Source organism: Streptomyces sp. NPDC005151 (assembly GCF_053599875.1).
The window spans coordinates 268,780-290,542 of record NZ_JBSFYR010000001.1; the positions used below are offsets into that span (position 1 = coordinate 268,780).

25 protein-coding genes, 2 tRNA genes and 2 pseudogenes are annotated in these 21,763 nt (G+C 68.9%); 16 read left to right on the forward strand and 13 right to left on the reverse strand.

Annotated features, from left to right (window positions below; genetic code table 11):
- Positions 1-32: 32 nt before the first annotated feature.
- Positions 33-1,694: a diguanylate cyclase CdgB gene (cdgB, locus tag ACWD6R_RS01355; RefSeq protein ID WP_451816790.1), complete on the reverse strand. Its 1,662-nt coding sequence runs from the start codon at positions 1,692-1,694 to the stop codon at positions 33-35.
- Between the two features lie 394 nt (positions 1,695-2,088).
- On the opposite strand from cdgB, the gene ACWD6R_RS01360 reads away from it, so the two are divergent.
- Positions 2,089-2,595, forward strand: coding sequence for a flavin reductase family protein (locus ACWD6R_RS01360; protein WP_451816791.1), 507 nt, complete (start codon positions 2,089-2,091; stop codon positions 2,593-2,595).
- 193 nt (positions 2,596-2,788) lie between these two features.
- Here ACWD6R_RS01360 and arfB read toward each other — a convergent pair whose 3' ends face one another.
- Positions 2,789-3,214 (reverse strand): alternative ribosome rescue aminoacyl-tRNA hydrolase ArfB, encoded by a 426-nt coding sequence (gene arfB / locus ACWD6R_RS01365; protein WP_451816792.1) that lies wholly within the window; start codon positions 3,212-3,214, stop codon positions 2,789-2,791.
- A 192-nt stretch (positions 3,215-3,406) separates the two neighbouring features.
- Here arfB and ACWD6R_RS01370 point away from each other — a divergent pair, with 192 nt between their 5' ends.
- Together ACWD6R_RS01370 and ACWD6R_RS01375 are read left to right on the forward strand one after the other, a co-directional pair.
- A complete protein-coding gene (locus ACWD6R_RS01370; protein WP_451816793.1) occupies positions 3,407-3,982 on the forward strand; it encodes a TerD family protein in 576 nt (191 codons plus the stop codon).
- A gap of 346 nt (positions 3,983-4,328) precedes the next feature.
- Positions 4,329-5,831 carry a M4 family metallopeptidase gene (locus tag ACWD6R_RS01375; protein ID WP_451816832.1) on the forward strand — a complete coding sequence of 501 codons (1,503 nt, stop codon included), beginning with the start codon at positions 4,329-4,331 and terminating at the stop codon, positions 5,829-5,831.
- 28 nt (positions 5,832-5,859) lie between these two features.
- Here the strand turns inward: ACWD6R_RS01375 and ACWD6R_RS01380 are convergent, their stop codons facing one another.
- Positions 5,860-7,263, reverse strand: coding sequence for a M1 family metallopeptidase (locus ACWD6R_RS01380; RefSeq protein ID WP_451816794.1), 1,404 nt, complete (start codon positions 7,261-7,263; stop codon positions 5,860-5,862).
- Positions 7,264-7,373: 110 nt separating this feature from the next.
- Here ACWD6R_RS01380 and ACWD6R_RS01385 point away from each other — a divergent pair.
- Positions 7,374-7,649: pseudogene (locus ACWD6R_RS01385) on the forward strand (response regulator transcription factor); the annotation flags it as partial.
- A 116-nt stretch (positions 7,650-7,765) separates the two neighbouring features.
- A complete protein-coding gene (locus tag ACWD6R_RS01390) occupies positions 7,766-8,263 on the forward strand; it encodes a hypothetical protein (protein WP_037692856.1) in 498 nt (165 codons plus the stop codon).
- Between the two features lie 72 nt (positions 8,264-8,335).
- Here the strand turns inward: ACWD6R_RS01390 and ACWD6R_RS01395 are convergent, their stop codons facing one another.
- Positions 8,336-9,022, reverse strand: a complete 687-nt coding sequence (locus ACWD6R_RS01395; protein ID WP_451816795.1) for a pentapeptide repeat-containing protein — start codon at positions 9,020-9,022, stop codon at positions 8,336-8,338.
- Positions 9,023-9,049: 27 nt separating this feature from the next.
- Between ACWD6R_RS01395 and ACWD6R_RS01400 the strand changes: the two are divergent.
- Positions 9,050-9,163, forward strand: a pseudogene (locus tag ACWD6R_RS01400) (zinc-binding dehydrogenase); the annotation flags it as partial.
- Positions 9,164-9,174: 11 nt separating this feature from the next.
- Here ACWD6R_RS01400 and ACWD6R_RS01405 read toward each other — a convergent pair.
- Both ACWD6R_RS01405 and ACWD6R_RS01410 read right to left on the reverse strand, forming a co-directional pair.
- Positions 9,175-9,648 (reverse strand): N-acetyltransferase family protein, encoded by a 474-nt coding sequence (locus tag ACWD6R_RS01405; protein ID WP_451816796.1) that lies wholly within the window; start codon positions 9,646-9,648, stop codon positions 9,175-9,177.
- A 40-nt stretch (positions 9,649-9,688) separates the two neighbouring features.
- Positions 9,689-9,880 carry a hypothetical protein gene (locus tag ACWD6R_RS01410; RefSeq protein WP_451816797.1) on the reverse strand — a complete coding sequence of 64 codons (192 nt, stop codon included), beginning with the start codon at positions 9,878-9,880 and terminating at the stop codon, positions 9,689-9,691.
- Positions 9,881-9,913: 33 nt separating this feature from the next.
- Between ACWD6R_RS01410 and ACWD6R_RS01415 the strand changes: the two genes are divergently transcribed.
- The 5 genes from ACWD6R_RS01415 to ACWD6R_RS01435 are packed head-to-tail and all read left to right on the forward strand — an operon-like array spanning position 9,914 to position 13,690.
- Complete coding sequence (locus tag ACWD6R_RS01415; RefSeq protein ID WP_451816798.1) at positions 9,914-10,633, forward strand: rhomboid-like protein; 720 nt, start codon at positions 9,914-9,916, stop codon at positions 10,631-10,633.
- Positions 10,630-12,030, forward strand: a complete 1,401-nt coding sequence (locus ACWD6R_RS01420; RefSeq protein ID WP_451816799.1) for an NAD(P)/FAD-dependent oxidoreductase — start codon at positions 10,630-10,632, stop codon at positions 12,028-12,030. The genes ACWD6R_RS01415 and ACWD6R_RS01420 overlap by 4 nt, the downstream gene beginning before the upstream one ends.
- Before the next feature lie 33 nt (positions 12,031-12,063).
- On the forward strand, positions 12,064-12,465 hold the full coding sequence (locus ACWD6R_RS01425) for a hypothetical protein (protein ID WP_451816800.1): 402 nt from the start codon (positions 12,064-12,066) through the stop codon (positions 12,463-12,465).
- A 31-nt stretch (positions 12,466-12,496) separates the two neighbouring features.
- Complete coding sequence (locus tag ACWD6R_RS01430; RefSeq protein ID WP_451816801.1) at positions 12,497-12,718, forward strand: hypothetical protein; 222 nt, start codon at positions 12,497-12,499, stop codon at positions 12,716-12,718.
- Between the two features lie 12 nt (positions 12,719-12,730).
- Positions 12,731-13,690: an Imm49 family immunity protein gene (locus tag ACWD6R_RS01435; RefSeq protein WP_451816802.1), complete on the forward strand. Its 960-nt coding sequence runs from the start codon at positions 12,731-12,733 to the stop codon at positions 13,688-13,690.
- Between the two features lie 2 nt (positions 13,691-13,692).
- Here ACWD6R_RS01435 and ACWD6R_RS01440 read toward each other — a convergent pair whose 3' ends face one another.
- Positions 13,693-14,478 (reverse strand): GNAT family N-acetyltransferase, encoded by a 786-nt coding sequence (locus ACWD6R_RS01440; RefSeq protein WP_451816803.1) that lies wholly within the window; start codon positions 14,476-14,478, stop codon positions 13,693-13,695.
- 252 nt (positions 14,479-14,730) lie between these two features.
- On the opposite strand from ACWD6R_RS01440, the gene ACWD6R_RS01445 reads away from it, so the two are divergent.
- Complete coding sequence (locus ACWD6R_RS01445; RefSeq protein WP_451816833.1) at positions 14,731-14,913, forward strand: DUF6177 family protein; 183 nt, start codon at positions 14,731-14,733, stop codon at positions 14,911-14,913.
- 38 nt (positions 14,914-14,951) lie between these two features.
- The gene (locus tag ACWD6R_RS01450) at positions 14,952-15,221 is read left to right on the forward strand and encodes an 8-oxoguanine DNA glycosylase OGG fold protein (protein ID WP_451816834.1); all 270 of its coding nucleotides are present in this window, start codon (positions 14,952-14,954) and stop codon (positions 15,219-15,221) included.
- Positions 15,222-15,449: 228 nt separating this feature from the next.
- Here ACWD6R_RS01450 and ACWD6R_RS01455 read toward each other — a convergent pair whose 3' ends face one another.
- From ACWD6R_RS01455 to ACWD6R_RS01470, 4 genes are all read right to left on the reverse strand, one after another.
- On the reverse strand, positions 15,450-15,773 hold the full coding sequence (locus tag ACWD6R_RS01455) for a hypothetical protein (RefSeq protein WP_451816804.1): 324 nt from the start codon (positions 15,771-15,773) through the stop codon (positions 15,450-15,452).
- Positions 15,770-16,135 carry a hypothetical protein gene (locus ACWD6R_RS01460; RefSeq protein WP_451816805.1) on the reverse strand — a complete coding sequence of 122 codons (366 nt, stop codon included), beginning with the start codon at positions 16,133-16,135 and terminating at the stop codon, positions 15,770-15,772. Before ACWD6R_RS01460 ends, ACWD6R_RS01455 begins: the two co-directional genes overlap by 4 nt.
- Positions 16,136-16,164: 29 nt before the next feature.
- Positions 16,165-16,359, reverse strand: coding sequence for a type II toxin-antitoxin system Phd/YefM family antitoxin (locus ACWD6R_RS01465; protein ID WP_451816806.1), 195 nt, complete (start codon positions 16,357-16,359; stop codon positions 16,165-16,167).
- A 167-nt stretch (positions 16,360-16,526) separates the two neighbouring features.
- A tRNA-Gly gene (locus ACWD6R_RS01470) sits at positions 16,527-16,634 on the reverse strand.
- A gap of 342 nt (positions 16,635-16,976) precedes the next feature.
- Between ACWD6R_RS01470 and ACWD6R_RS01475 the strand changes: the two genes are divergently transcribed.
- Entirely contained in the window at positions 16,977-18,392 is a 1,416-nt protein-coding gene (locus ACWD6R_RS01475; protein WP_451816807.1) for a phenylacetate--CoA ligase family protein, read from the forward strand.
- Positions 18,389-19,357, forward strand: coding sequence for a hypothetical protein (locus ACWD6R_RS01480; RefSeq protein WP_451816808.1), 969 nt, complete (start codon positions 18,389-18,391; stop codon positions 19,355-19,357). Before ACWD6R_RS01475 ends, ACWD6R_RS01480 begins: the two co-directional genes overlap by 4 nt.
- A gap of 29 nt (positions 19,358-19,386) precedes the next feature.
- Here ACWD6R_RS01480 and ACWD6R_RS01485 read toward each other — a convergent pair whose 3' ends face one another.
- Together ACWD6R_RS01485 and ACWD6R_RS01490 are read right to left on the reverse strand one after the other, a co-directional pair.
- Positions 19,387-19,545 (reverse strand): hypothetical protein, encoded by a 159-nt coding sequence (locus ACWD6R_RS01485; protein WP_451816809.1) that lies wholly within the window; start codon positions 19,543-19,545, stop codon positions 19,387-19,389.
- Positions 19,546-19,786: 241 nt separating this feature from the next.
- A tRNA-Thr gene (locus ACWD6R_RS01490) sits at positions 19,787-19,859 on the reverse strand.
- Positions 19,860-20,022: 163 nt separating this feature from the next.
- Between ACWD6R_RS01490 and ACWD6R_RS01495 the strand changes: the two genes are divergently transcribed.
- Entirely contained in the window at positions 20,023-21,423 is a 1,401-nt protein-coding gene (locus ACWD6R_RS01495) for an RNA-guided endonuclease InsQ/TnpB family protein (protein ID WP_451816810.1), read from the forward strand.
- Positions 21,424-21,763: the final 340 nt, after the last annotated feature.

The window sequence follows — 21,763 nt, forward strand, 5'->3', positions numbered from 1 at the left end:
GGCGGGGTACGGGAACGGACCTGCCGTGAACGTCAGCCGGCCCTGCGGTGAACCTTCGACCGCGACCGCTTCTCCACATACATCCGCTGGTCGGCGGAGCGCAGCACCTCTTCGGCGGTCATGCCGCAGCCGGCCCAGCCGATCCCGAAACTCGCCCCGACGCGCACTGCACGGCCATCCACCCGAATGGGGGGAATGATGGCGTTACGCAACCGTACGGCCAGGTCTGCGGCGTCCGCGGCACCGAGCCCGTCCGCGAGGACGACGAATTCGTCGCCCCCGAGCCGGGCGACGGTGTCGCCGTCGCGCACACAGGTGGTGAGCCGCCGGGCGACCTCGATCAGGACGGCATCGCCGGTGTGGTGCCCGAAGCGGTCGTTGATGGACTTGAAGCCGTCGAGGTCGCAGAAGAGGACCGCGAGCCCCTTCGTCCCGTCGTCCTGCTCGCCGTCGGGCGCCACCGCGTGCACATGGTGGTCGTACGGGCCGCCGCCCGCCACCGCGTCCGCCTCGAAGCCGTCGGCCCGGAAGCCGTGCATCCGGGCGTCCATGTCCTCGACGTCGCCGTACGCCGCGTCCAGCGCCTCCACGGCGGTGGCCGCCGGCGAGTACGGGCGCTCGCAGAGCCGGGCGCCGAGCCGGGCGCGCAGCTCGGCGCTGTTGGGCAGGCCGGTGAGCGCGTCGTGCGAGGCGCGGTGCGCGAGGTGCAGATCGTGGCGCTTGCGCTCCTCGATGTCCTCCACATGGGTGAGGAGGAAGCGGGGGCCGTCGGCGGTGTCCGCGACGACGGAGTTGCGCAGCGAGACCCAGAGATAGGTGCCGTCCCGGCGCCCGAGCCGCAGCTCGGCGCGGCCGCCCTCGGCGGACGTACGCAGCAGGGTGCCGACGTTCTCGGGGTGCACGAGGTCGGCGAAGGAATAGCGGCGCAGGACGGAGGCGGGCCGGCCGAGGAGCCGGCACAGTGCGTCGTTGGTGCGCAGCAGCCGGCCGTGCTGGTCGCCGCCCATCTCGGCGATGGCCATACCGCTGGGGGCGTACTCGAAGGCCTGGCGGAAGGATTCCTCGCTGGCCCGCAGCGCCTGCTGCTCCCGTTCGAGCCGGACCAGGGCACGCTGCATGTTTGCTCGGAGCCGGGCGTTGCTGATCGCAATGGCCGACTGGGACGCGTACATCTGGAGGGCCTCGCGACCCCAGGCGCCGGGGCGGCGGCCGTTGCGCGGGCGGTCGACGGATATGACGCCGAGGAGGTCCCGGCCGCCGCCGGACGCGTGCATCGGGGCGTAGAGCCGGTCCTGCGGATGCCACTCGTCCTCGAAGCGAGGCTCGGGACCTTCGGTGTGCCACTGCGGTACGTCGTCGTCGAGGAGGACCCAGCCGTCGGTGTGCGGTATGAAACAGAGCTCGTCCCAGCACTCCCCCATGGAGAGCCTGCGCTCCCAGGAGGTGCGCGAGCCGACGCGGCCGGTGATCAGCGCTTCGGCGGCGGTGTTGCCCGCGAACGCGGCGACGACGAGCTCGCCGTCGGGGCGGACGAGGTTGACGCAGGCCAGCTCGTACCCGAGACCGGCGACGATTCCGTCGGCCACGGTCTGCAGTGTGTCGGCCAGGCTCCGCGCCGTGTTGAGATCGGCGACGGCCTGATGCAGCTGCCGCATCGTCGCCAGACGAACGTACGGCTCCGACTCGGCCTCCATTGCTCGCACTCCCCGAGACCTCGACAGCACTCCAGGTTTCATATCGACGTACTTGATCGCAGTGTCACGGCCACTGAATCACAGTGAGCTGTGCACCCGGTACGCAGGGTCAACAAATATTTCGCTCTGTGACTCAAGTCACAACAGGTGGCGAAGGGTACCGGGCGGCCTGCGGAAGAGGTCCGTCCTTTTCTTGAACGCAAATCTGCACATTGCCCGGCATCGCGCCTCGTTGCATTGTGTCGTGGCGGTGCGACCTCATGGGGCCGGAGTCCTAGGACCCGGCTGGTCCCCTGGCCCGATGCGACCGCGCGCGGGCAACGGTTAGCGTGCCGGTGTGTTGCAGACGAAACCCCCCACCCCGCGATCCGAGCCCATCCCCCATCCTGAAGGGGTGAGCAACGAGGAGTTCCGCGGCGCCCTCGCCCGGCTGGCCGCAGGCGTGGTCCTGATCACCGCCCAGGAGCCGCCGCTCGACGAGAACGGGCGCGGCGAGGACGTGGGGATGACGGCAACCGCCTTCATGTCCGTGTCACTGGACCCGCCCCTGGTCCTGGTGAGCCTGCGCAACGGCTCCCGGATGGACGACCTGCTGGACGAGCAGCCGTTGTGGGCGGTCTCCGTGCTCGCGGAGAGCCAGCGGCACGTCGCGGGACGGTTCGCGATGAAGGGCCGGATCAGCGATCGGCTGCTGTTCGACGACATCCCCTATGTACGGGGAGAGGTGTCCGCCGCACCTCTGATCGGCGGCGCCCTCGCCACTCTGGAGTGCCGCACGGAGCAGCGGGTGCTCGCGGGCGACCACACGCTGGTGATCGGGCGGGTGGTGAGCGCGGCGCTGCCGAGCGCGGACGGCGGGCCGCTGACGTACTTCCGGGGGCGCTACCGGCAGCTGAGCTGACCCGGAGTCGCCGGCGCCCGCCGGTCGGGGCCGGAACGGATCGCGGGTGCGGTCAGCCCGCCGGTCGGGGCCGGAACGGATCGCGGGTGCGGTCAGCCCGCCGGTCGGGGCCGGAACGGATCGCGGGTGCGGTCCGCCCGCCACCGCCGGAGCGGCCGCGGACGCCGCCTACCAGTGCGGCCGCGGGCGCCGCCTACCAGTCGCGGCCGGAGCGGCCGCGCTTCGTGTCGCCGCGCTGCTTCTTCTCGCGCAGCCGCCGTTCGTTGATCCCGCGCGGGATCCTGGTCTTGCGGCGCGGCTTGGGGGGCGGCGCGGTGGCTTCGGCCAGCAGGGCGGCGAGGCGGACGAGTGCGGTCTCGCGGTTGCGCCACTGGGAGCGGTGCTCCGACGCCCGTACGGTGACCACGCCGCCCACCAGCCGGCTCTCCAGCCGCTGGAGCGCCCGCTCCTTCCACACCTCGGAAAGCGACTCGGTCGCTGCGAGGTCGAAGCGCAGCTCCACCTGGGAGTCGCTGGTGTTGACGTGCTGACCGCCGGGCCCGGAGGACCGCGAGAAACGCCACATGAGTTCGGCCTCCGGCAGGGAGACCGAACCGCGGATGACATAGGGCCCGGACATGACACCCATGTTCCCTGGCCGGGGACCCGTTCGTCACCTTCTTTTTGCCGCACCCGCCCGTCGGCCCGGCTGCGCATTCGGTAAAGAAAGCAAAGAGACCAGGAACCTCTCGGTCCTCCGCCTGCGTTATGACGGGTGACGGTAGCTTCGTGAACGCATGAAGCCCGCACACGACGATGAAAGGGACTTCCCATGGCAGTAAGCCTGTCCAAGGGCGGCAACGTCTCGCTCACCAAGGAGGCCCCGGGCCTGACCGCCGTCACGGTCGGCCTCGGCTGGGACGTCCGTACCACCACCGGCACCGACTTCGACCTCGACGCCTCGGCGATCGCGGTGAACGCGACGGGGAAGGTCGTCTCCGACGGCCACTTCGTCTTCTTCAACAACAAGTCGACGCCGGACCAGACCATCGTCCACACCGGTGACAACGTCACGGGCCAGGGCGAGGGCGACGACGAGCAGATCAACGTCAACCTGGCGGGCCTCCCTGCCGACGTCGACAAGATCGTCTTCCCGGTCTCCATCTACGACGCCGAGACGCGCAGCCAGAACTTCGGCCAGGTGCGCAACGCGTTCATCCGCATCCTCAACCAGGCCGGCGGCGCCGAGATCGCCCGCTACGACCTGAGTGAGGACGCCGCCACCGAGACCGCGATGGTCTTCGGCGAGCTGTACCGCAACGGCGCGGAGTGGAAGTTCCGCGCGGTGGGCCAGGGATACGCTTCGGGTCTGCGCGGCATCGCGCAGGACTTCGGCGTCAACCTCTGACGCAGCACGCAGCACGCAGCACGTAGGCATGTAGCCACGTAGGCCCCTGAGGGGCCGCACCCCGGGAGCCCCCGGCCGATGCTTTTCGGCCAGGGGCTCCCGTCCGTCTGCCCTGCCGTCAGCCATCCGTCATCCATCCCCTACGCACCGACGGCCTTAGTACGCATATCGGATGACGCTTCCTCACTGACGGACAAGATCAGGTCAAATCATTGACACGCCCCTGCCAAAATTGGGCGCACCGGTGCCACTCTCACCGCACACCCCGTCACGGTGCTTCTGACCGATTGAAGGAGAACGAGTGAGAACCACTCTGCGTGCCGCCGCTCTTGCCGCCACCGCCGCCATGGTCGTCGTCGGCGTACAAGCAGGTTCGGCCGGTGCGGCCCCGGACCGCGCGTCCGGGGCCACCGCCCTGCCGACCAGCGCCTCCCAGCGGGCCACGGCCATCAAGGAAGCCCAGGCCGGGGCCGCCACGACCGCCGAGAAGATCCAGCTGGGCGGCAAGGAGAAGCTCGTCGTCCGCGATGTCGTCAAGGACGCCGACGGCACCGTCCACACCCGCTACGAGCGCACCTACGACGGCCTGCCCGTCCTCGGCGGCGACCTGGTCACCCACACCCGGAAGGACGGCTCCTTCAAGGGGGTCTCCAAGGCCACGAACGCCAAGATAGCCGTGGCGTCGACGGAGGCCGGGACCAGCGCCAAGTCCACTGGCCGGAAGGTGATCTGGGCCGCCACCGGCAAGCCCACGCTTGCGTTCGAGAACGTGGTCAAGGGCACCCAGCACGACGGGACGCCCAGCGAGCGTCACGTCATCACGGACGCCACCACCGGCAAGGAGCTCTACTCGTACGAGGGCATCGACACCGGGTCCGGCACCAGCCAGTACAGCGGCACGGTGACGGTCGGCACCACGGCCGCCGGGTCCGCCTTCAACCTGACCGACGGTGGTCGCGGCGGGCACAACACGTACGACCTGAACGGCGGCACCACCGGCACCGGGACCCTCTTCACCGACGCCGACGACATCTGGGGCAACGGTCTCGCGACCAACCGTCAGACCGCCGCCGTCGACGCCCACTACGGCGCGGCCGTGACGTGGGACTTCTACCAGAACGAGCTGTCGCGCAACGGCATCGCGGGCGACGGCAGGGCCGCCTACTCGCGGGTCCACTACGGCAACGCGTACGTCAACGCCTTCTGGTCCGACAGCTGCTTCTGCATGACGTACGGCGACGGCTCGGGCAACCTCAAGCCGCTCACCTCGCTGGACGTCGCCGGGCACGAGATGAGCCACGGTCTGACCGCGTCCACCGCCGGTCTGAACTACAGCCGCGAGTCGGGCGGTCTCAACGAGGCGACCAGCGACATCTTCGGCACCTCGGTCGAGTTCTACGCCGCCAACAGCAGCGACGTCGGCGACTACCTCATCGGCGAGAAGATCGACATCAGGGGCAACGGCACCCCGCTGCGCTACATGGACAAGCCGAGCAAGGACGGCTCCTCCGCCGACTCCTGGTCGAAGACCGTCGGCCGCCTCGACGTCCACTACTCGTCCGGGGTCGCCAACCACTTCTTCTACCTGCTGTCCGAGGGCAGCGGCGCGAAGACGGTCAACGGGGTCTCGTACGACTCGCCGACCTCCAACAACTCCACGGTCACCGGGATCGGCCGGGTCAAGGCCTACAAGATCTGGTACAAGGCCCTCTCCACCTACATGACGTCGACCACCAATTACGCCGGGGCGCGCGTCGCGACCCTGCAGGCGGCGACGGACCTGTACGGAGCGAGCAGCGCGGAGTACGCGGCGGTGGCCGCCGCCTGGTCCGGCGTCAACGTGAAGTAGCCCCTGCCTCTGGGGTTCCCGGAGCCGGTCAGCCCTCCGTGGCGGGCCGGCTCCTGCCGTACAGCCAGGTGTTCCACAGGTCCGTCAGATCCAGGCCGGTCGTCTTCTCCACATAGGCGGTGAAGTCGGCCGTCGACGCGTTGCCGTGCCGGTGCGCCTTCGTCCAGCCCCTGACGAGGGCGAAGAACCGCTCGTCGTCGCCCACCGCCTGCCGGATTTTGTGGATCACCATCGCCCCGCGCCCGTACACCGGTGCCTGCGAGATGTCCGCGGCCGTCGGCGGATCGGCCGGCGGGAACGCCCAGTTGGCATCGCTCGCGAAGGCGCGGTCGAAGCTGTCCTTGACGGGGACGCCCTCCTTGTCCGCCTGCCACAGCCACTCCGCGTACGTCGCGAAGCCCTCGTTGAGCCACATGTCCCGCCAGCTCTCGGGCGTGACGGAGTCCCCGAACCACTGGTGGGACATCTCGTGGACGAGGAGCCCGACGTCCGGCGGGCCGGGGAAGAACGGACGGTTCTGGCTCTCCAGCGCATACCCGGCGTCGTTCGCGCGGTCGATGATCGCCCCGGTCGAGGAGAACGGATACGGGCCGAAGCGCTCGGCCTCCCACCGCACGACCTCGGGGATCCGGGCCAGGGTCCGGGCGCTCGCCGCCGCCGACTTCGGGTCCACGGCCGTGAACACCTTGATGCCGTCGGGGGTCGTCGACGCCTTCGTGTCGAAGTGCCCGATGGCGAGCGTCGCGAGATAGGTCGCCATGGGCGCGGCAGCGTGCCAGTGGAACGTGGTGGTGCCACCGGAGGCCCTACGGGACGTCAGCTCGCCGTTGGACACGGCGGTCAGGCCCTTGGGAACGGTGACCGTGAGGTCGTAGGACGCCTTGTCGCTCGGATGGTTGTTGCCGGGGAACCAGGCCATCGCCCCGACCGGCTCACCGAGCGCCACCGATCCGTCCGCCGTCCTCAGCCAGCCCTCCTTCGACTTGTCCGGGTCGGTGAGGGTCAGCGGGGAACCGGAGTAGCGGACGACCGTACGGAACGTCCTGCCCTTGTGGAGATGGCTCTCCACCTCGGCATCGGGGCGCAGCGTCAGTTCGTGGGCCGCCCGGTTGACGGCGGCCGGGCGGCCCTCGACCTGCGCGGACTCGACAGTCAGCCCGGCCAGGTCGAGATTGAAGGCGCTGAGGTCCTGGGTGGCGCGCGCGGTGATCACGGCAGTGCCGCGCAGGTGCTGGGCGGCCGGGTCGACGTCGAAGGTGAGGTCGTAATGGGTGACGTCGTACCCGCCGTTGCCGGCCTTCGGGAAGTACGGGTCGCGCAGACCGGCTGCGCCGGGGGTGCCCTCCACACCGCCGGTCCCGACGGAGCAGGCGGTGCCGAGGGAGACGACGGTGGTCGTGGCGAGGGCCAGGATCAGAGCGGTGGGGCGCACACAGATGATCCTATGTGCGGAATGTCGGTTTGGCGGATCGGTGGATGCTCACCTCGGTTCCCGGTTCCGCAGCAGCGCCGCGATCTCCGCGAACCCGCGCCGCTCCGCGTGTCCGCTCGGCGTCCCAGGGCCGCACCACGCTCTCCCCACCGGTCGCCAGCCGTGTCATGGCCCGCATGCGCAGCCCCCTGCCGACGCTCACCGACCGCGAACGCGACATCCTGGGCCAGCTGTCCCAGGGCCTGGGCAACCGGGACATCGCCCGGGCCCTGTTCATCAGCGAGGCCACGGTCAAGACGCACCTGGGCCGCATCTACGACAAACTCGGCGTCGACACCCGCGCGGGCGCCGTGGCCGTGGCGAAGGAGCAACGGCTGCTGCCGTGAGCCGGGCCGCCTGCGGCGAGGACCGCCGCAGCGCCACGCGCCCGCGGTCCCGGGGGCGCGTGGGGCACCCCACCGCTCCGGCATCGACGCACCCCCGGGCATGACACCATCGAACTGTGCTCGACATCGGCTACTCCCTCTCCCGACGCTTCCCCGATCCCCCGCAGACCGACTACCGCCGCGCGGACGTCCACGCCCTGCGGCACGACCTGTTCTCCGGGGACGTCTACCTCGCGGACACCAAGGCGGACCGCGAGGTATCCACAGCCTGGGGATGGGTGCCCGTGCTCGACTTCGCCTGGGCGCTCTGCGACATCGTCGAGCAGATCGACCAGGACCCCCGCGGCAGCCGCTCGCACCGGCGGCAGTTCGCCGAGCTGGACTTCACCGAGTCGTCCGACCGGATGCTCTTCGAGCGCCGCTTCGGCTGGGTCGATGTCGAAGCCGACTGGATGCCCGGCGACGAGCCCCCCCTCACCTTCAGCCACTCCCTGCTGCGCCGCGAGGCCCGCGACTTCCTGCACGACCTGATCGCGGACCTCGCCGACATGCACGAGGGACTCGCCGACAACCCCGTGATCTGGGACCTCCAGGCCCGCTTCCCCCGGGTCTGACGAGCGAATCCGGGGAAACCGGCTGGGGGTGTCCGGCGGCCGCGGCCCCGGCCATGATCCGCCGGACACTCCCTACGCCTCCACCCGCACCCCGATCTGCGCCGCGAACGCCGGGGCCAGTTCCATCAGCTGCACCGGGCTGATCACCGCCCCCGCCAGCCGCTCCACCCCACGGGCGATGTCCAGCTCGGCGGCCGTCCGCAGGTCAACCGACTCCATCCGTACGGAACTGAAGTCGGCCCGCTTCAGCACACAGTCCCGGAACTCCACCCGCACCAGCTGCGCGTCCCCGAAGTCCGGCTCGGACAGCACGCAGCCCTCGAAGACCACGTCCTTCAGCCGTGCCGTGCGCAGGTTCAGATAGTCGATCTTCCCGCCGCGCACATGGACCCGCTCCAGCACCGCGCCGTGCAGCTGCACCCCGCCCAGCCGTGCGTCCACCACCTCCACATCACGCAGCGACGCCCCCGCGAGATCGGTGCCCACCCCCCGCACCCCCGTCAGGACCGAGTCGATGAAGCGGGCCCTGATCAGCTCCGTACGATCGAGCGCGCATCCCTCCAGCGCACAGTCCATGAACCGGGCGCCCGGACCCGACTCGTCCGCGAGGTCCGTCCCCTCGAACCGCACACCGTCGTAGTCCCCGTCCGGCTCCAGCCCCACCCCGTCGTACGGAACGAGCGGCGGCAACCGCACCTCCGGCCGTCGCGCCGCCGCCACGGCGTCCTTCCCGCCACCACTCCTGCTGTTACGTGCCATGGCCCCATCGTGACCCACGCCACTGACAACGCCCCCGCGGGCCGCCTGCGTCCCGCCGTCCAGCGCTTCCCGCTCACCGAGGCGGCCGCCCACCGCGCCCTGGAGACGCGCGGCACGATGGGCAAGGTCGTCCTCGTCCCCCAGGGCCTCGGTCAGCCGCCGAGCTCCGCCAGCGCCCCGTCCGTCAGCCGGTACACCGTCCACTCGTCCTGCGGGCGCGCACCCAGCGACTCGTAGAACGCGATGGACGGGGCGTTCCAGTTCAGCACCGACCACTCCAGACGCTCGTACCCCCGCGCCACACAGATCCGCGCCAGCTCCGTCAGCAGCGCCTTGCCGTGCCCGCCGCCGCGCCGGTCGGGGCGTACGTACAGGTCCTCCAGGTAGATGCCGTGCACCCCGCGCCACGTCGAGAAGTTCAGGAACCAGAGCGCGAAGCCCACGATCTCCCCGTCCTCGTCCGACTCGGCGATGTGCGCATACGCGGCGGGCCGCTCGCCGAACAACGCCTCGTGCAGCTGCTCCTCGGTGGCGTTCGCCTCGTGGAGCGCCTTCTCGTACTCGGCGAGTTCGCGGACCATGGAATGGATGACAGGGATATCGGCAGCAGTAGCGGTACGAATCATGGGAGCAGCGTAAGCAGCCGCCCCGCCCACCGGCTTCCCGCTATCCCCGGCCCAGCAGCTGCCGGGCGATCTCCGCCTGCTCCGGCCCCAAGCGGCTCTCCCCGTCCAGCCGCAGCCCCCACTCGCCCAGGAACCGGTCCGCGAGCCCCGGGAGCGCGGCCACGAACGTCCGCCCGGTCTCGCCGTTGTACTTGGACCGGGTGGCGATCAGCGCGTCCGGAATGTCAATCACGCACCCGATCGTAGGCCCGTGCGTCAATCGGTTATGCCCCCCAGCAGCCCGGCCCCGCCCACGAACCCGCTCCCCCTCCCGACGCGCACCCTGCGCGCCGTCCGCTTCTGGATCCGGAGCGCGCCCGGCACGTACATCTGGCTGGCGACCCTCTTCGTCACCACGGTCGTGGTACATCAGATGTCCCCCGACTTCGAGGAGGACTTCCTGCGTCAGCACTCGACCAACATCCACGAGCTCGTCCGCGACCCGGTACGTGTCCTCATCTCCAGCGCCTTCTGGATCGACAGCGGCAAGTGGCTCCCGTACGCCTTCCTCTTCACGGTCTTCCACGCCCCCGCCGAACGCCGGCTGGGCACGCTGCGCTGGCTGGCGGTTGCCGCACTCGCCCACATCCTGGCCACCCTCGTCAGCGAGGGCATCCTCGCCTGGGCCGTCCGCCACGGACAGGCACCCACGTCCGCGGTCAACACCTTGGACGTCGGGGTCAGTTACGCACTCGCGGGCGTCGTCGCCGTCCTCACGTACCACGTCCCCCGGCCCTGGCGGTACGCGTACCTCTTCGCCGTCCTCGTCATCTACGGCATCCCCCTCATCACCGGCCCCACCTTCACCGACCTCGGCCACATCACCGCCGTCCTCATCGGTCTCGCCTGCTATCCGCTCGCCCGGGGGAGGACGAAACCGCCCCCGCGCAGTAACGTCCCGTCGCACAAGAACTCGGCTTCACACGGACAAGCAGGGGCAACATGAGCACCGTCAGCACGGTCAACGGCGGAATATCGTTCTGGTACGCGGACCAAGGCACGCCCGTCCCGCGCGAGCCCCTGCCCGGCGACACCACCACAGACGTCTGCATCGTCGGCGGCGGATACACCGGACTCTGGACGGCGTACTACCTCAAGAAGGCCGTCCCCTTCCTGAACATCACCGTCCTCGAAGCGAAGTTCTGCGGTTACGGCGCCTCCGGCCGCAACGGCGGCTGGCTCTACAACGGCATCGCAGGCCGCGACCGCTACGCGAAACTCCACGGCCACGACGCCGCCGTCCGCCTCCAGAAGGCAATGAACGACACCGTCGACGAGGTCGTACGCGTCGCCGCCGAAGAGAACATCGACGCCGACATCCACCAGGGCGGCGTCCTCGAAGTGGCCTACACACCGGCCCAGCTGGCCCGCCTCAAGGACTTCCACTCCGTCGAGATCGCCTTCGGCGAGACCGGCCGGGTCCTGCGCGGCGCCCGCGAGACCGCCGAACGCATCCGCGTCACCGGAGCCGTCGGCTCCTCCTGGACGCCGCACGGCGCCCGCCTGCACCCGGTCAAACTCGTCAAGGGGCTCGCCGACGCCGTCGAGGCGCTCGGCGTCACCATCCACGAGTCGACCCCCGTCACCGAGATCAAACCCAAGCACGCCCACACCCCGTACGGCACCGTCCGCGCCCCATACATCCTGCGCTGCACCGAGGGCTTCACGGCCAACCTCAAGGGCCAGAAGCGCACCTGGCTCCCGATGAACTCCTCGATGATCGCCACCGAACCGCTCCCGAAGTCGGTCTGGGACACCATCGGCTGGGACGGCCGCGAGACGCTCGGCGACATGGCCCACGCCTACATGTACGCCCAGCGCACCGCCGACGACCGCATCGCACTCGGCGGCCGGGGCGTCCCGTACCGCTTCGGCTCCGGCACCGACAACGACGGACGCACCCAGCCCGCCACCATCGAGGCCCTCCGCGAGATCCTGGTCCGCTTCTTCCCCACCACCGCGGGCGCCCGCATCGACCACGCCTGGTCCGGCGTCCTCGGCGTCCCCCGCGACTGGTGCGCCACGGTCACCCTCGACCGCTCCACCGGACTCGGCTGGGCCGGCGGCTACGTCGGCTCCGGCGTCGCCACCACCAACCTCGCCGCCCGCACCCTGCGCGACCTGATCCAGCAGGACTCCGGCCAGTCGGGCCCCACCGGCCTGACCACCCTCCCCTGGGTCAACCACAAGGTCCGGCGCTGGGAGCCGGAACCCTTCCGCTGGATCGGCGTCCACGGCATGTACGCGGCCTACCGCACCGCGGACCGCCGCGAACTCACCTCGGCCGGAGCCACCACCGACCCGATCGCCCAGGTGGCGGACCGGCTGGCGGGACGGCACTGAAAAACATTCGTCACGTAAGCGAGCATGGCAACCATGAGCAGGGAACAGCGGCCCAATCCGCGCTTGAACGAGGATCTGTTGTTCAACGTGGCGCCCGGAGGGCCGCCGCGCTACAGCCCACTGACCCACAAGCCCGTTCAGTACCTCACGGTCTCGGACAGGGACGGTCAGGTGATCGGCTACGTATGGGCGAACGACGAGGACGATGCCGCCGGGTGGGAAGTCCGGAAGGCGGGCGGCGATGAGGTATTCAACAAGGGCGCCAGATGGGCCAGGAAGCTCCACGACGCAAAGGCCCGCGGGGTTGCACCGACCGCCGCCCTGGCAGAGATGATCCAGGAGTCGGACCCCACGAAGAGCAGCCACGTCGTGCCCGGCTCCCTGACCGAGGCGCCGAACGCCGACGTGGTCAGGCGACTGGCCAACCCGACCTGAGGCCCTGGGCTCCCGCGGATCCACGGCCCACGTGATTGCGCCCACTGCCCTGTTCGCCCGGGACACGTTCGTTCTGACCACCGTCGGCTGCGGCGGCGCAGGCGGCGCAGGCGGCGCCGCAGCCGACGCCGGCAAGGTCATCGACCCCATGACCTACATCGCCAAAGGCGCCGGCGCAGTCCTCTCCAAAATCGATAACATGACCAAAGGCGTCAAAGGCATCAGCAACACCGAAATCCCCAGAGTGATCTGAACGAAGCACGCCGTGGCGATTGTTGTTCCCCGGCATGGTGAGGCAGGACCCAACTCCGCGCGCTGGGCCGAGGCTCTCGGTGAGAGCCAGGCCGGCTCGATCGCCCGCCTCGAATCGTCGCCGACCGTGATCGACTCCGCGTTCCGTACCGCTCTCCTCCACGTGGAGGCGCGTTGCACGGTCGATCCGCAGGCCGCGAAGCTGGAAACGTGGGAAGCGGTTGTCTCCGCAATGCGGGTGGGGTCGGCGCTGTTCGCCGTGACGGGGGCGACCGAGGGGACCGTCGAGTGCCGTATCAATCGCGAGATGCGGACTCTCCCGGCCATCGGGCAGCGTTCGTTCGCCGACGCGGGAAACTGGCTGACGGTGTTCTGGCTGGCGATCGTGTGCCGTGACCAGAAGAGGATGACGCAGCTGTGCCAGATTCCGCTGGATCGTCTGCGCTCGCCCGAGGGAGAGTGCGACGAGTACATCTACCACTGGGTGGATGCTCTGCAGACGTACTGGCCTGGCGGAGAAGCTGGTGGCCGCGATCGAAGGGTCCTGTCCCGAATGCTCATCGCTCTGGGCACCGAGGCCGCAATGAAGGGCTACCGCGTCCGCTACACGCTCGCCACGAAACTGGTGAACGAACTGGTCGAGGCCGCCGACGAGAAGCAGCTCAACAAGACCATCGCCCGCTACGGACGCGTCGACCTTCTCTGCATCGATGAGCTGGGCTACATGGAACTCGACCGCCGCGGCGCTGAACTCCTCTTCCAGGTTCTGACCGAGCGTGAGGAGAAGAACAGCGTCGCCATCGCATCCAACGAGTCCTTCGGCGGCTGGACCAAGACCTTCACCGACCCCCGCCTCTGCGCGGCCATCGTCGACCGCCTCACCTTCAACGGCACCATCATCGAAACCGGCACCGACTCCTACCGCCTCGCCAGCACCCGCGCACGAGCCGAAGAGCCTGCCAAGGCCGGCTGAGCTCAGGGCGACCAGACATACGGTGTCGTCGTGGTGACCGCGTGCAGGCCAAGGCGGGTGAGGATCGGGGCGCTGTCGGCTGAGGCGTCGACGTAGACGTAGGGGACATCGCGGGCGGCAGCGAGTTGGGCTCGGTGGGCGACCATGGCCCGGTAGATGCCCTGTCCGCGCCATTCCTTGAGCGTTGAGCCGCCCCAGAGGCCGCCGAAGTCGACGCCGTCCTTGAACACCAGCCAGGCGGCGCAGACGACTTCGGTGCGTGCCTCGGCGACGAGTACGATGGTGTTTTCTGGGGCGTTCTCGATCCGGGCGGCCAGGTCGTCGGCGAGCCAACCCCAATTCTCGCCCCAGACGGCGCTCTCCATAGCGGCGATGCGCTGGAGGTCTGATCTGGCGGTGACACGGCGGAGGGTCACGCCGTCGGGCAGGACGGGGTCTGCGGCAAGGTCTGCGGACTGCCCGATGAGCACGGTCTCGCTGTCCTCGGCGACGAAGCCGGCCGCCGTGAGTCGGTCAGTGAGGTCGGCGGGGAGATCATGGGCGCGAGTCTTCCATTCGACCGCCTCACCACGGGCAGCGTAGAAGTCACGCTGCCGCGCTATGAGCGTGTCGAGTTCTGCCCCGCACACACCGAGGTCGCGTGGGCCCGTGACGAAGCCACGGTGCCAACCGACGACACGGGTCAACGGGCCGTCCTTCTCCATGCGGGCGCTGCCGCCAGACGGGGTGACACCACGGAGTTGGGCGTCATACGCGGCGCGGAGTTCGTCGATCAGAATGTCCTTCACTCGAACACCGTACGGACCGGGTCAAGTGATTAAACGCCGGTCGAAACCGCGCGAACATCAAGGGGCTGCACTCTCTCACCCGGCCACCGGAGATCAGACAGGTACTGACCTCTGCCGCTACCTGCCTCGACGGCCAGCCGCCCTTCGGGCGGCTGGCCGTCCCCACGTTCGCATCCACGCAGTGCCGTCATTTCTCGTCCACATTCCAGAGCCGGTTGATCACCAACTGCCTCCGGAAACCGTCGACAAACGCTGTCCTTGGAGATCAACGAAGCCACCCTGGCCTTCGTGCTGGGCGCCGAGGAGGTCCGCGAGATGCCGGGCGACCGCGCCCGCCGCACCCCCCTGTCCGAGCCCCCGGTCCAGCTCGGCCCGAAGACCCGCCCCGCGCTGTACTACCCGCTGCCGGGCGACCCGTCGGACCTGCCGGGCTAGCAGGACTTCGAACGCCTGATGCGACACCTGAAGGGCGCCTGACCCGGTCCTTCTTCACGAAGTGGTTCGCGGCCGTGGACGAACGCGACGCCACGTGTGACCGGGCCTTGATCCTTGATGATCGGGTCTTTCGTTCGCTGAACGCCCTCGGGTGGTCCAGCTGGAAGGCGGCCGGCACTCGGAATTGGCCGACCCGATACGCCACCTACGTCAGCTCCATGCACGGTTGGGCCTCGTCTCTGGGAGTCACGGCGGACTGGCTTGAGTGGCTTCTCTTCCATGTGAACGGTCGCGTAGACGAGCCCTGAGCTTGGGAATCAGGGGTGCTTGAGTGGACGGGGTGGCTCTGACCTGCACAGTTGTCGGGAGTGGGATGGTTGTCTGTGTCCCCTGGGAGCCGTACGTGACCGCTGTTCTCCGCTCCGAAGGGCACGGATGGGGCACGTCGACGACAGGTCATCAACCTGAGGTTTTTGCCGGAGCGGGTGACAGGAACGGAAGCCGCCCGTGGTGCAGACGCTGCGGTGGCGCAGACGTCAGGCCCAGAAGGCTTCGGTGACGACGATCTGTGGGTCGGCGTGGCGGCGCATGAACGTATAGATGAGCCAGCCGCGTCCGCCGGCCAGGTCCACGATGTGGGGGCCGCCGGGGCTCGTGGAGGCCAGTGGCCGGACGGTCATCCAGTGCGGGAGCGTGGCATCGGCGTCGATTCCCCGGAAGTACGGGTCTTCGGCGGTGACCAGTTCCGCACGGGCACTCATGACCAGGTCGCTGCCTTCGGCGGGCATGTTCTGGAAGTCGTGCTGCGCCTGCTTCGTCCAGTCCATCTGCCAAGGCGGCCGGAGTGGTTCGTCGATCACTCTCCGGGCTTCCTCTCGGCGGCTTCGTGCCGGAGGCGGCTGTACTCCTCCAGGAGCCGGATGGACTCCTCGGGGTCCTCGGACTTGGCGGCGCGGGCTTCGAGGTCGCGAAGGTGTGAGTCGAGGACGGGATTTCGCGCGATGGCGTACTGCGTCCACCACAGGCGCATGAAGGCCGGCACGGGGGTGATGTTGAAGGCGTCGCCGATGACGCGCTTCCAGTGAGCCTCGAAGTCCGGGAGGAGTTGCGGAGTGTGTTCCTGAATCGCCAACCGGAGTGCTTGAGGCGTGTGTTCGGGCATGGGTGGCAACCGCAGGGGCTCCCCCTCGTACCCATCGAAGTGGAGTGCATGGGCGGGCATGGTTCGGGCTCCTTGGTATGGAGGATGGGTCAGGCGGCCTCGTGCCGGTCCTCGTGCGACTGGCGCCGACGGGCCATCTGCTCGAACCACTCGGCCGGCACCAAGTAGGCGACCGTCTTCCCCTTACGGGTGATGGCGGCGGCCTCACCGGCGATCCGGGTCCGGTCCAGGATCTCGCCCATCCCCTTGCGCAGGTCGATGGTTGTGTACGTCTTCGTCTCCATGTGCTGAAGCATATAACAACTATCATAGTTGACATATGTGCTCGTGGGGTGGTGGCGACCGGAAGAAGCCGATGGACGCGTTGGGCGCAGAACGGGCACACGGGGCCTCGACTTGTGCGACAACAAAGCCCCAGGCCGTCGGCCTGGGGCTTTGAGGTAGTGCTTCATGGAGCGGGTGACGAGAATCGAACTCGCGTTCTGAGCTTGGGAAGCTCAGGTGATCTAGGTCTGGTTCCCTTAGAGCCTGTCGGGTGACCTCGCGCCCCCGCGCCCGCGGCCCGGATTCCGGATCACGCCGTGGCGCGAACTCGCCCTAGAAACAGGCCGATTGAATGTTTGGCGGCGGAAGCTTGATCGTGTGACGACTCCTTGACAGCAGACGTTGCGCCAATTGAAGATCAGCGTGCCTTCGCTGACCGGTGGGGGCTCAGGTTTGAGCGATACAAGGGGGTTTTCGTATGTCCGCGATCGTTTCCACGTTCAAGCACACGAAGTACGTCATGGGTTCCCTGGCTGCGGTGCTGTTCACGAACTGCCCCAGCTGACGCAGGAACGGGGTGGGCGGTCATGGCCGCCCACCCCGGCACAGTGAGGGGTCGGAACGGCGGGGGAGGACCATGTTCGACGCGGGGATACGGCAGTTCCGGATGGCGCTGGCCATGGTGCTCGGCCGTCCGATCAATGTTCGCTCTGCCGAAAGGCTCGTCGATGACGCGCTGGCGACACTTGCCGAGTTCGGCTCCCCCGGCGAGGACGTCGAACAGTTGCTGCGCGGCGCCGCCGCAGACCCGCAGATGCGTACCGACCTCACGAACAAGGCCCTGCGCCGTACCGCGAAACGCCTCGCGGCCAAGTCGCCCTTCTACGCCGACCACTTCGCGGCAGCAGGAGTCGACCCGGCCGCACTGACCGTCGAGAACATCACCGCCGTGCCCGTCACCACCAAGGCCGACCTGGTCGAGCGGGCCCGCGACTTCCTGTGCAGCGAACCCTTCCTCGCTTCCCGGACCACCGGGACGACAGGCCGTCCCACCCAGGTCTGGTACTCCCGCTACGAGGAACGCCTGTGGCCCGCGCTCGTCGCCCTCTCCCAGGTGCTGCGCGGCACCGTCCGTACCACCGACCTGGTCCAGTTCAGCATCAGCTCCCGGGCGACCGGCACGGCGTACGCGGAGATGCAGGTCGCCCGCCTGGCAGGGGCGGCGATCCGCATGGTGGGCCTGGTCCCACCGGCCGAGACACTGGACCTCATGGCGGGAACCGACCCATCGGCGCCGACCCTGATGGTCACCTACCCGAGCTATCTGGGACAGCTGACCCGCCTGGCCCGCGAACGGGGACTCGGCCCCGCGGACTTCCGGCTGCGCCGCATCAACGTAGGCAGCGAAGTGCTCTCGCCCACCCTTGCGGAGGCCGCCGAAAAGACCTTCGGCGCCCCCGTCCACGACGGCTACGGCATGACCGAGGTGACACCGGTGGCCGGCGCGATCTGCCGACAGCGGCACCTTCACATCGACGCCGGCATCGGCCTCGTGGAGGTGTGCGACCTCGACACCGGGGCACCGGCCGCACCCGGAGCGCTCGGCACGATCGTCGCCACTCCCTTCTTCCCGTACCGGGAGTGCATGCCGCTCTTCCGCTACGACACCCGAGACCTGGTGCGGCAGTTGCCCGACGCACCGCTCACCTGCGAGATGGCGAACGTGCCGGCGACCTCGCACATCCTCGGAAAGGCGGACCATGTGCTGCGCACCCAGGACGGCCCGGTGACCCCGCGTGAGATCATCGAGGTCCTCGACGCGCTGCCCGGCGCGTGCTGGCCCGTGCGCCACCGCGCCGACGTGGTGGACGGGCGGCTGCATGTGGAGGTGGCCGCCTCATCCGTGCCGGAGACGAGCGACATCGCACGTCACTTCGCCGAGGCCGGCCTCGACGCCACCGTCAGCGTCGTACCGGGAGAAGGACGTGAGCTGCGGCGCTACCGCTGCGATCTGGTCGAGAACAGCTTCGCCTCCGCCGGGCGGGCCGCATGACCGCCGCACAGAGCGCGTTCTTCGTCCTCGTGACCCTCGCCGTCACCCTGGGCGTCTCGCTCGCCTCGGTCGCCTACTTCCGGCGGGTCACCCTGCCCCGGCCGGCCGTCGGCGTGTTCAACGGCAACGACATTGTCATCATGATGGGCTTCGTCGTCCTACTGCCCTTCCTGTATCTCTCTCTTCCGGGCTGGCTGCTGCCGCCCGTGCTGGGGCTGACCCTGGCCGGTGGTCTCGCAGTCGGCTACGGGCCGGCCGTCCGCCGGGGACCGGTGCGCTGGTCGCTCATCGCCGGTCTGCTGGTCGCCGACTGGCTCGCCGCGCGCAGCGCCGAGGACGATCCCACCCATGCCACGCCGTACTGGCTGGTCAACAGCCTGGTCATCATGCTGATGGCGGTCGGCGCCGCCAACCTCAACGCGCAGGGCGGCCTGAAGCTGCGGCACGTCTCCCGGTTCGCGCTGGCGCTCGCCGTGTACGACCTGTTCTTCGCCACCGTCGTCCCCCTCACCCAGAAGCTGTTCGACGCGGTGCAGGGCTACGCCTTCGCACCGTCGGCCGGGCTGCGCGTCGGCGAGTTCGGCGCCGTCGTGGGCATGGGCGACCTCCTGGTGTACGCCCTCTTCACCACCGTGGCCTACAAGGCGTACGGACGAGCGGGGCTGACCTGGGCTCTTGGGCTGGTCGCCGTGTTCGGCGCGCTCGTCCCGGCGCTGACACCCGTCACGGTCGAGGCGCTCACCGGACACCTTCCGCAGATCGTGCCCGCGCAGATCTTCTTCGGCCCGGCCGCGTTCTGCGGGTACCTCGTGCTGCGGCGGCGCGGCCCGGAGCGGCGCATGGCCGACGTCCGGCCGCCCGCGCGGTTCGTGACAGCCCACGGACAGCAGGAGCCCGCGAGCCCGGCCACCGCCGACGAGCCCTGGGAGCGTTCCCCAAGAAAACGCTCCCAGGTCGGTAGCTGACCAGGCCAGGTGGGCTTGCGGTGTCGGGATCAGTGGTGGAGCAGCTCCTTGATCGCCGAACGGAACGGTTCCAGCAGCTGGTTGGCCTCCTCGATGCCGTCGGGGGAGCCGAGGTCCGGGATGCTGCGGTACGGCAGTGCTTCGAGTGGTCCGTCCGCACAGTCCGCTAGGCGGTCTTCGAAGAGCACCGGGGCCCGCCGTGGCGGGTTGCGTTTCGAACCCCAGATCATCCCCATGGCTTCGGGTGCCTGGGCCCGGATCTCCCGCGCCCAGCGCCGGCACGATGGGGGCCCCGCCCGAAGATGGGGCCCCGCCCGAAGCCGCAACTGAGACTACGGACACCCGCGCGGCCCGCTCCCGGCGTCGTCGCCGCGTCCGCTGAACAAAAGAACCCCAGCTCAGAGCGCATCTGAGCTGGGGTTCCGCTTGAGCCGCCTGTCGGAATCGAACCGACGACCTGAACGTTACAAAGGTCCTGCTCTGCCAACTGAGCTAAGGCGGCAACGCACACAGCGAAACCGCGCGCGCAAGTTCCCTCACTCTACACAGCGGCCCACCTCCTGATCCACAAAGTTCTTCCGCACCCGTGACCACTCGACCATCCGTGCGTTAAGAGGACTGACGCGCTGTTCCGACTATCGGACGGCCGGACCGGGGGAGCGGACATGGTGGATTCGGCGGACCAGCCCATACGTGTCACGGGGGAAGAGGCCAAGCGCGTCAAGCGGGAGGCACTCGGCATCCCCGACCGCCGGAAGCATCACGGCCGGGCGTCGACCCGGCTGAAGAGCCGTACCAAGGAGCCGGGCACCCAGCAGCGGGTGTACCGCTACCGCTTCTACCCGAGCCCGGCGCAGGCCGAGCAGCTGGAGAAGACCTTTGGCGCCTGCCGGTGGGTCTACAACGAGGGCCTGACTCTCCGTGCCAATGCGTGGGAGCGGCACAGGGTCTCAGTGGGGTTCGCGGAGTCGTGCCGGGCGTTGACGGGGTGGCGGCAGGCGGCGGAGACCTCGTGGCTGCGGGAGGTGTCGTCGACGGTTTTGCAGCAGTCGTTACGGCATCTGGATGCGGCGTTCTCGCGGTTCTTCCAGAAGTCGGCGCGGTACCCGAAGCGGAAGAAGAAGCATCGCTCGCGGGATGCCGCCACGTATGTGCGGACGGGTTTCCGGTGGGTGGAGGATCCGGAGCGGCCGGGCACGGGGGCGGTGACACTGGCGAAGCAGTCGTCGCCGTTGGATGTGCGGTGGTCGCGTCCGCTTCCGGTGGGTGTGGTGCCGGTGAAGCTGTCGGTGACGCGTGACCGTGCTGGCCGGTTCTTCCTCTCCGTGCTGGTCGAGGAACGGATCGAACCTTTGCCTGTGGTCTTCGTGCCGGGCGGGCGGGAGCCGAAGGCCGTGGGGATCGACCTGGGGCTGGCGGCGCTCGTGACGCTGGACGACGGCACGAAGGTGGATCACCCGCGTCTGCTGCGCAAGTACGAAAAGGAGTTGGCGCGGTTGCAGCGGGGGTTGCACCGCAAGAAGAAGGGGTCGAAGAACCGGGGTAAGGCCCGGGTTCGTATCGCTCGGCTGTACGCGCTCATCGGCGATGTCCGCAGAGACATGCTGGATCAGTTGACCACCCGCCTCGTGCGCGAGAACCAAGTGCTCGTGGTGGAAGACCTGGCCATTGCGAATCTGCTGCGGACGACGGTCGGGACGGGCCGACGACGGAAGTCCCGGCTGAACGAGTCGATCAGCGATGCGGCGTGGGGTGAGTTGCTGCGGCAGCTGCGGTACAAGTGCGCGTGGTACGGGCGGACCCTGGTGACCGTGGACCGTTTCTTCCCGTCGACGCGTCGGTGCTCGTGCTGTCACGCGAAGGGGCCGTCGCTGGATGTGTCGGTCCGCGAGTGGACGTGCGCGGCATGCGGTGCGGTGCACGACCGGGATGTGAACGCGGCGCGGAACCTCCGCGACGAGGGGATGCGGCTGTACTGGCTGGTGGCGTCGGCGCTTCCGCCCGACAGGGTGCCACCGCCGGTGATCAAGGCATCGGAGCTGCCCGAGGTGCTGCTGGCCGCGTGAGCGGGCGCGATATGAGTGTTACGGACCGACGGGCCGTCGGCCGACATGCCTGTGGAGCCCATGTAAGACCGGCCAGGTGTGACCCTCAGGGTTGCGTCGGGTCGGCAGCGGGCGATGAAGCAGGAAGTGCTGCGCCTGCAGCAGCGTGCCAAAAGTCCGGTGCTCTGCCTGCGGACGCAGGGTCAAAAGTATTCCGCTCTGCCTCCCGGCACGCGGCGGAGCGACAGAGGAGAGCTTTGCCCGCACGCACAAGGTCAAAAGTTCGTTGCTCTGCCTGCCCCCTCCGATGCGAGATATCAGTCGCCCTCGAACTACTGACAGATTCGAAATGGCCAGGTAG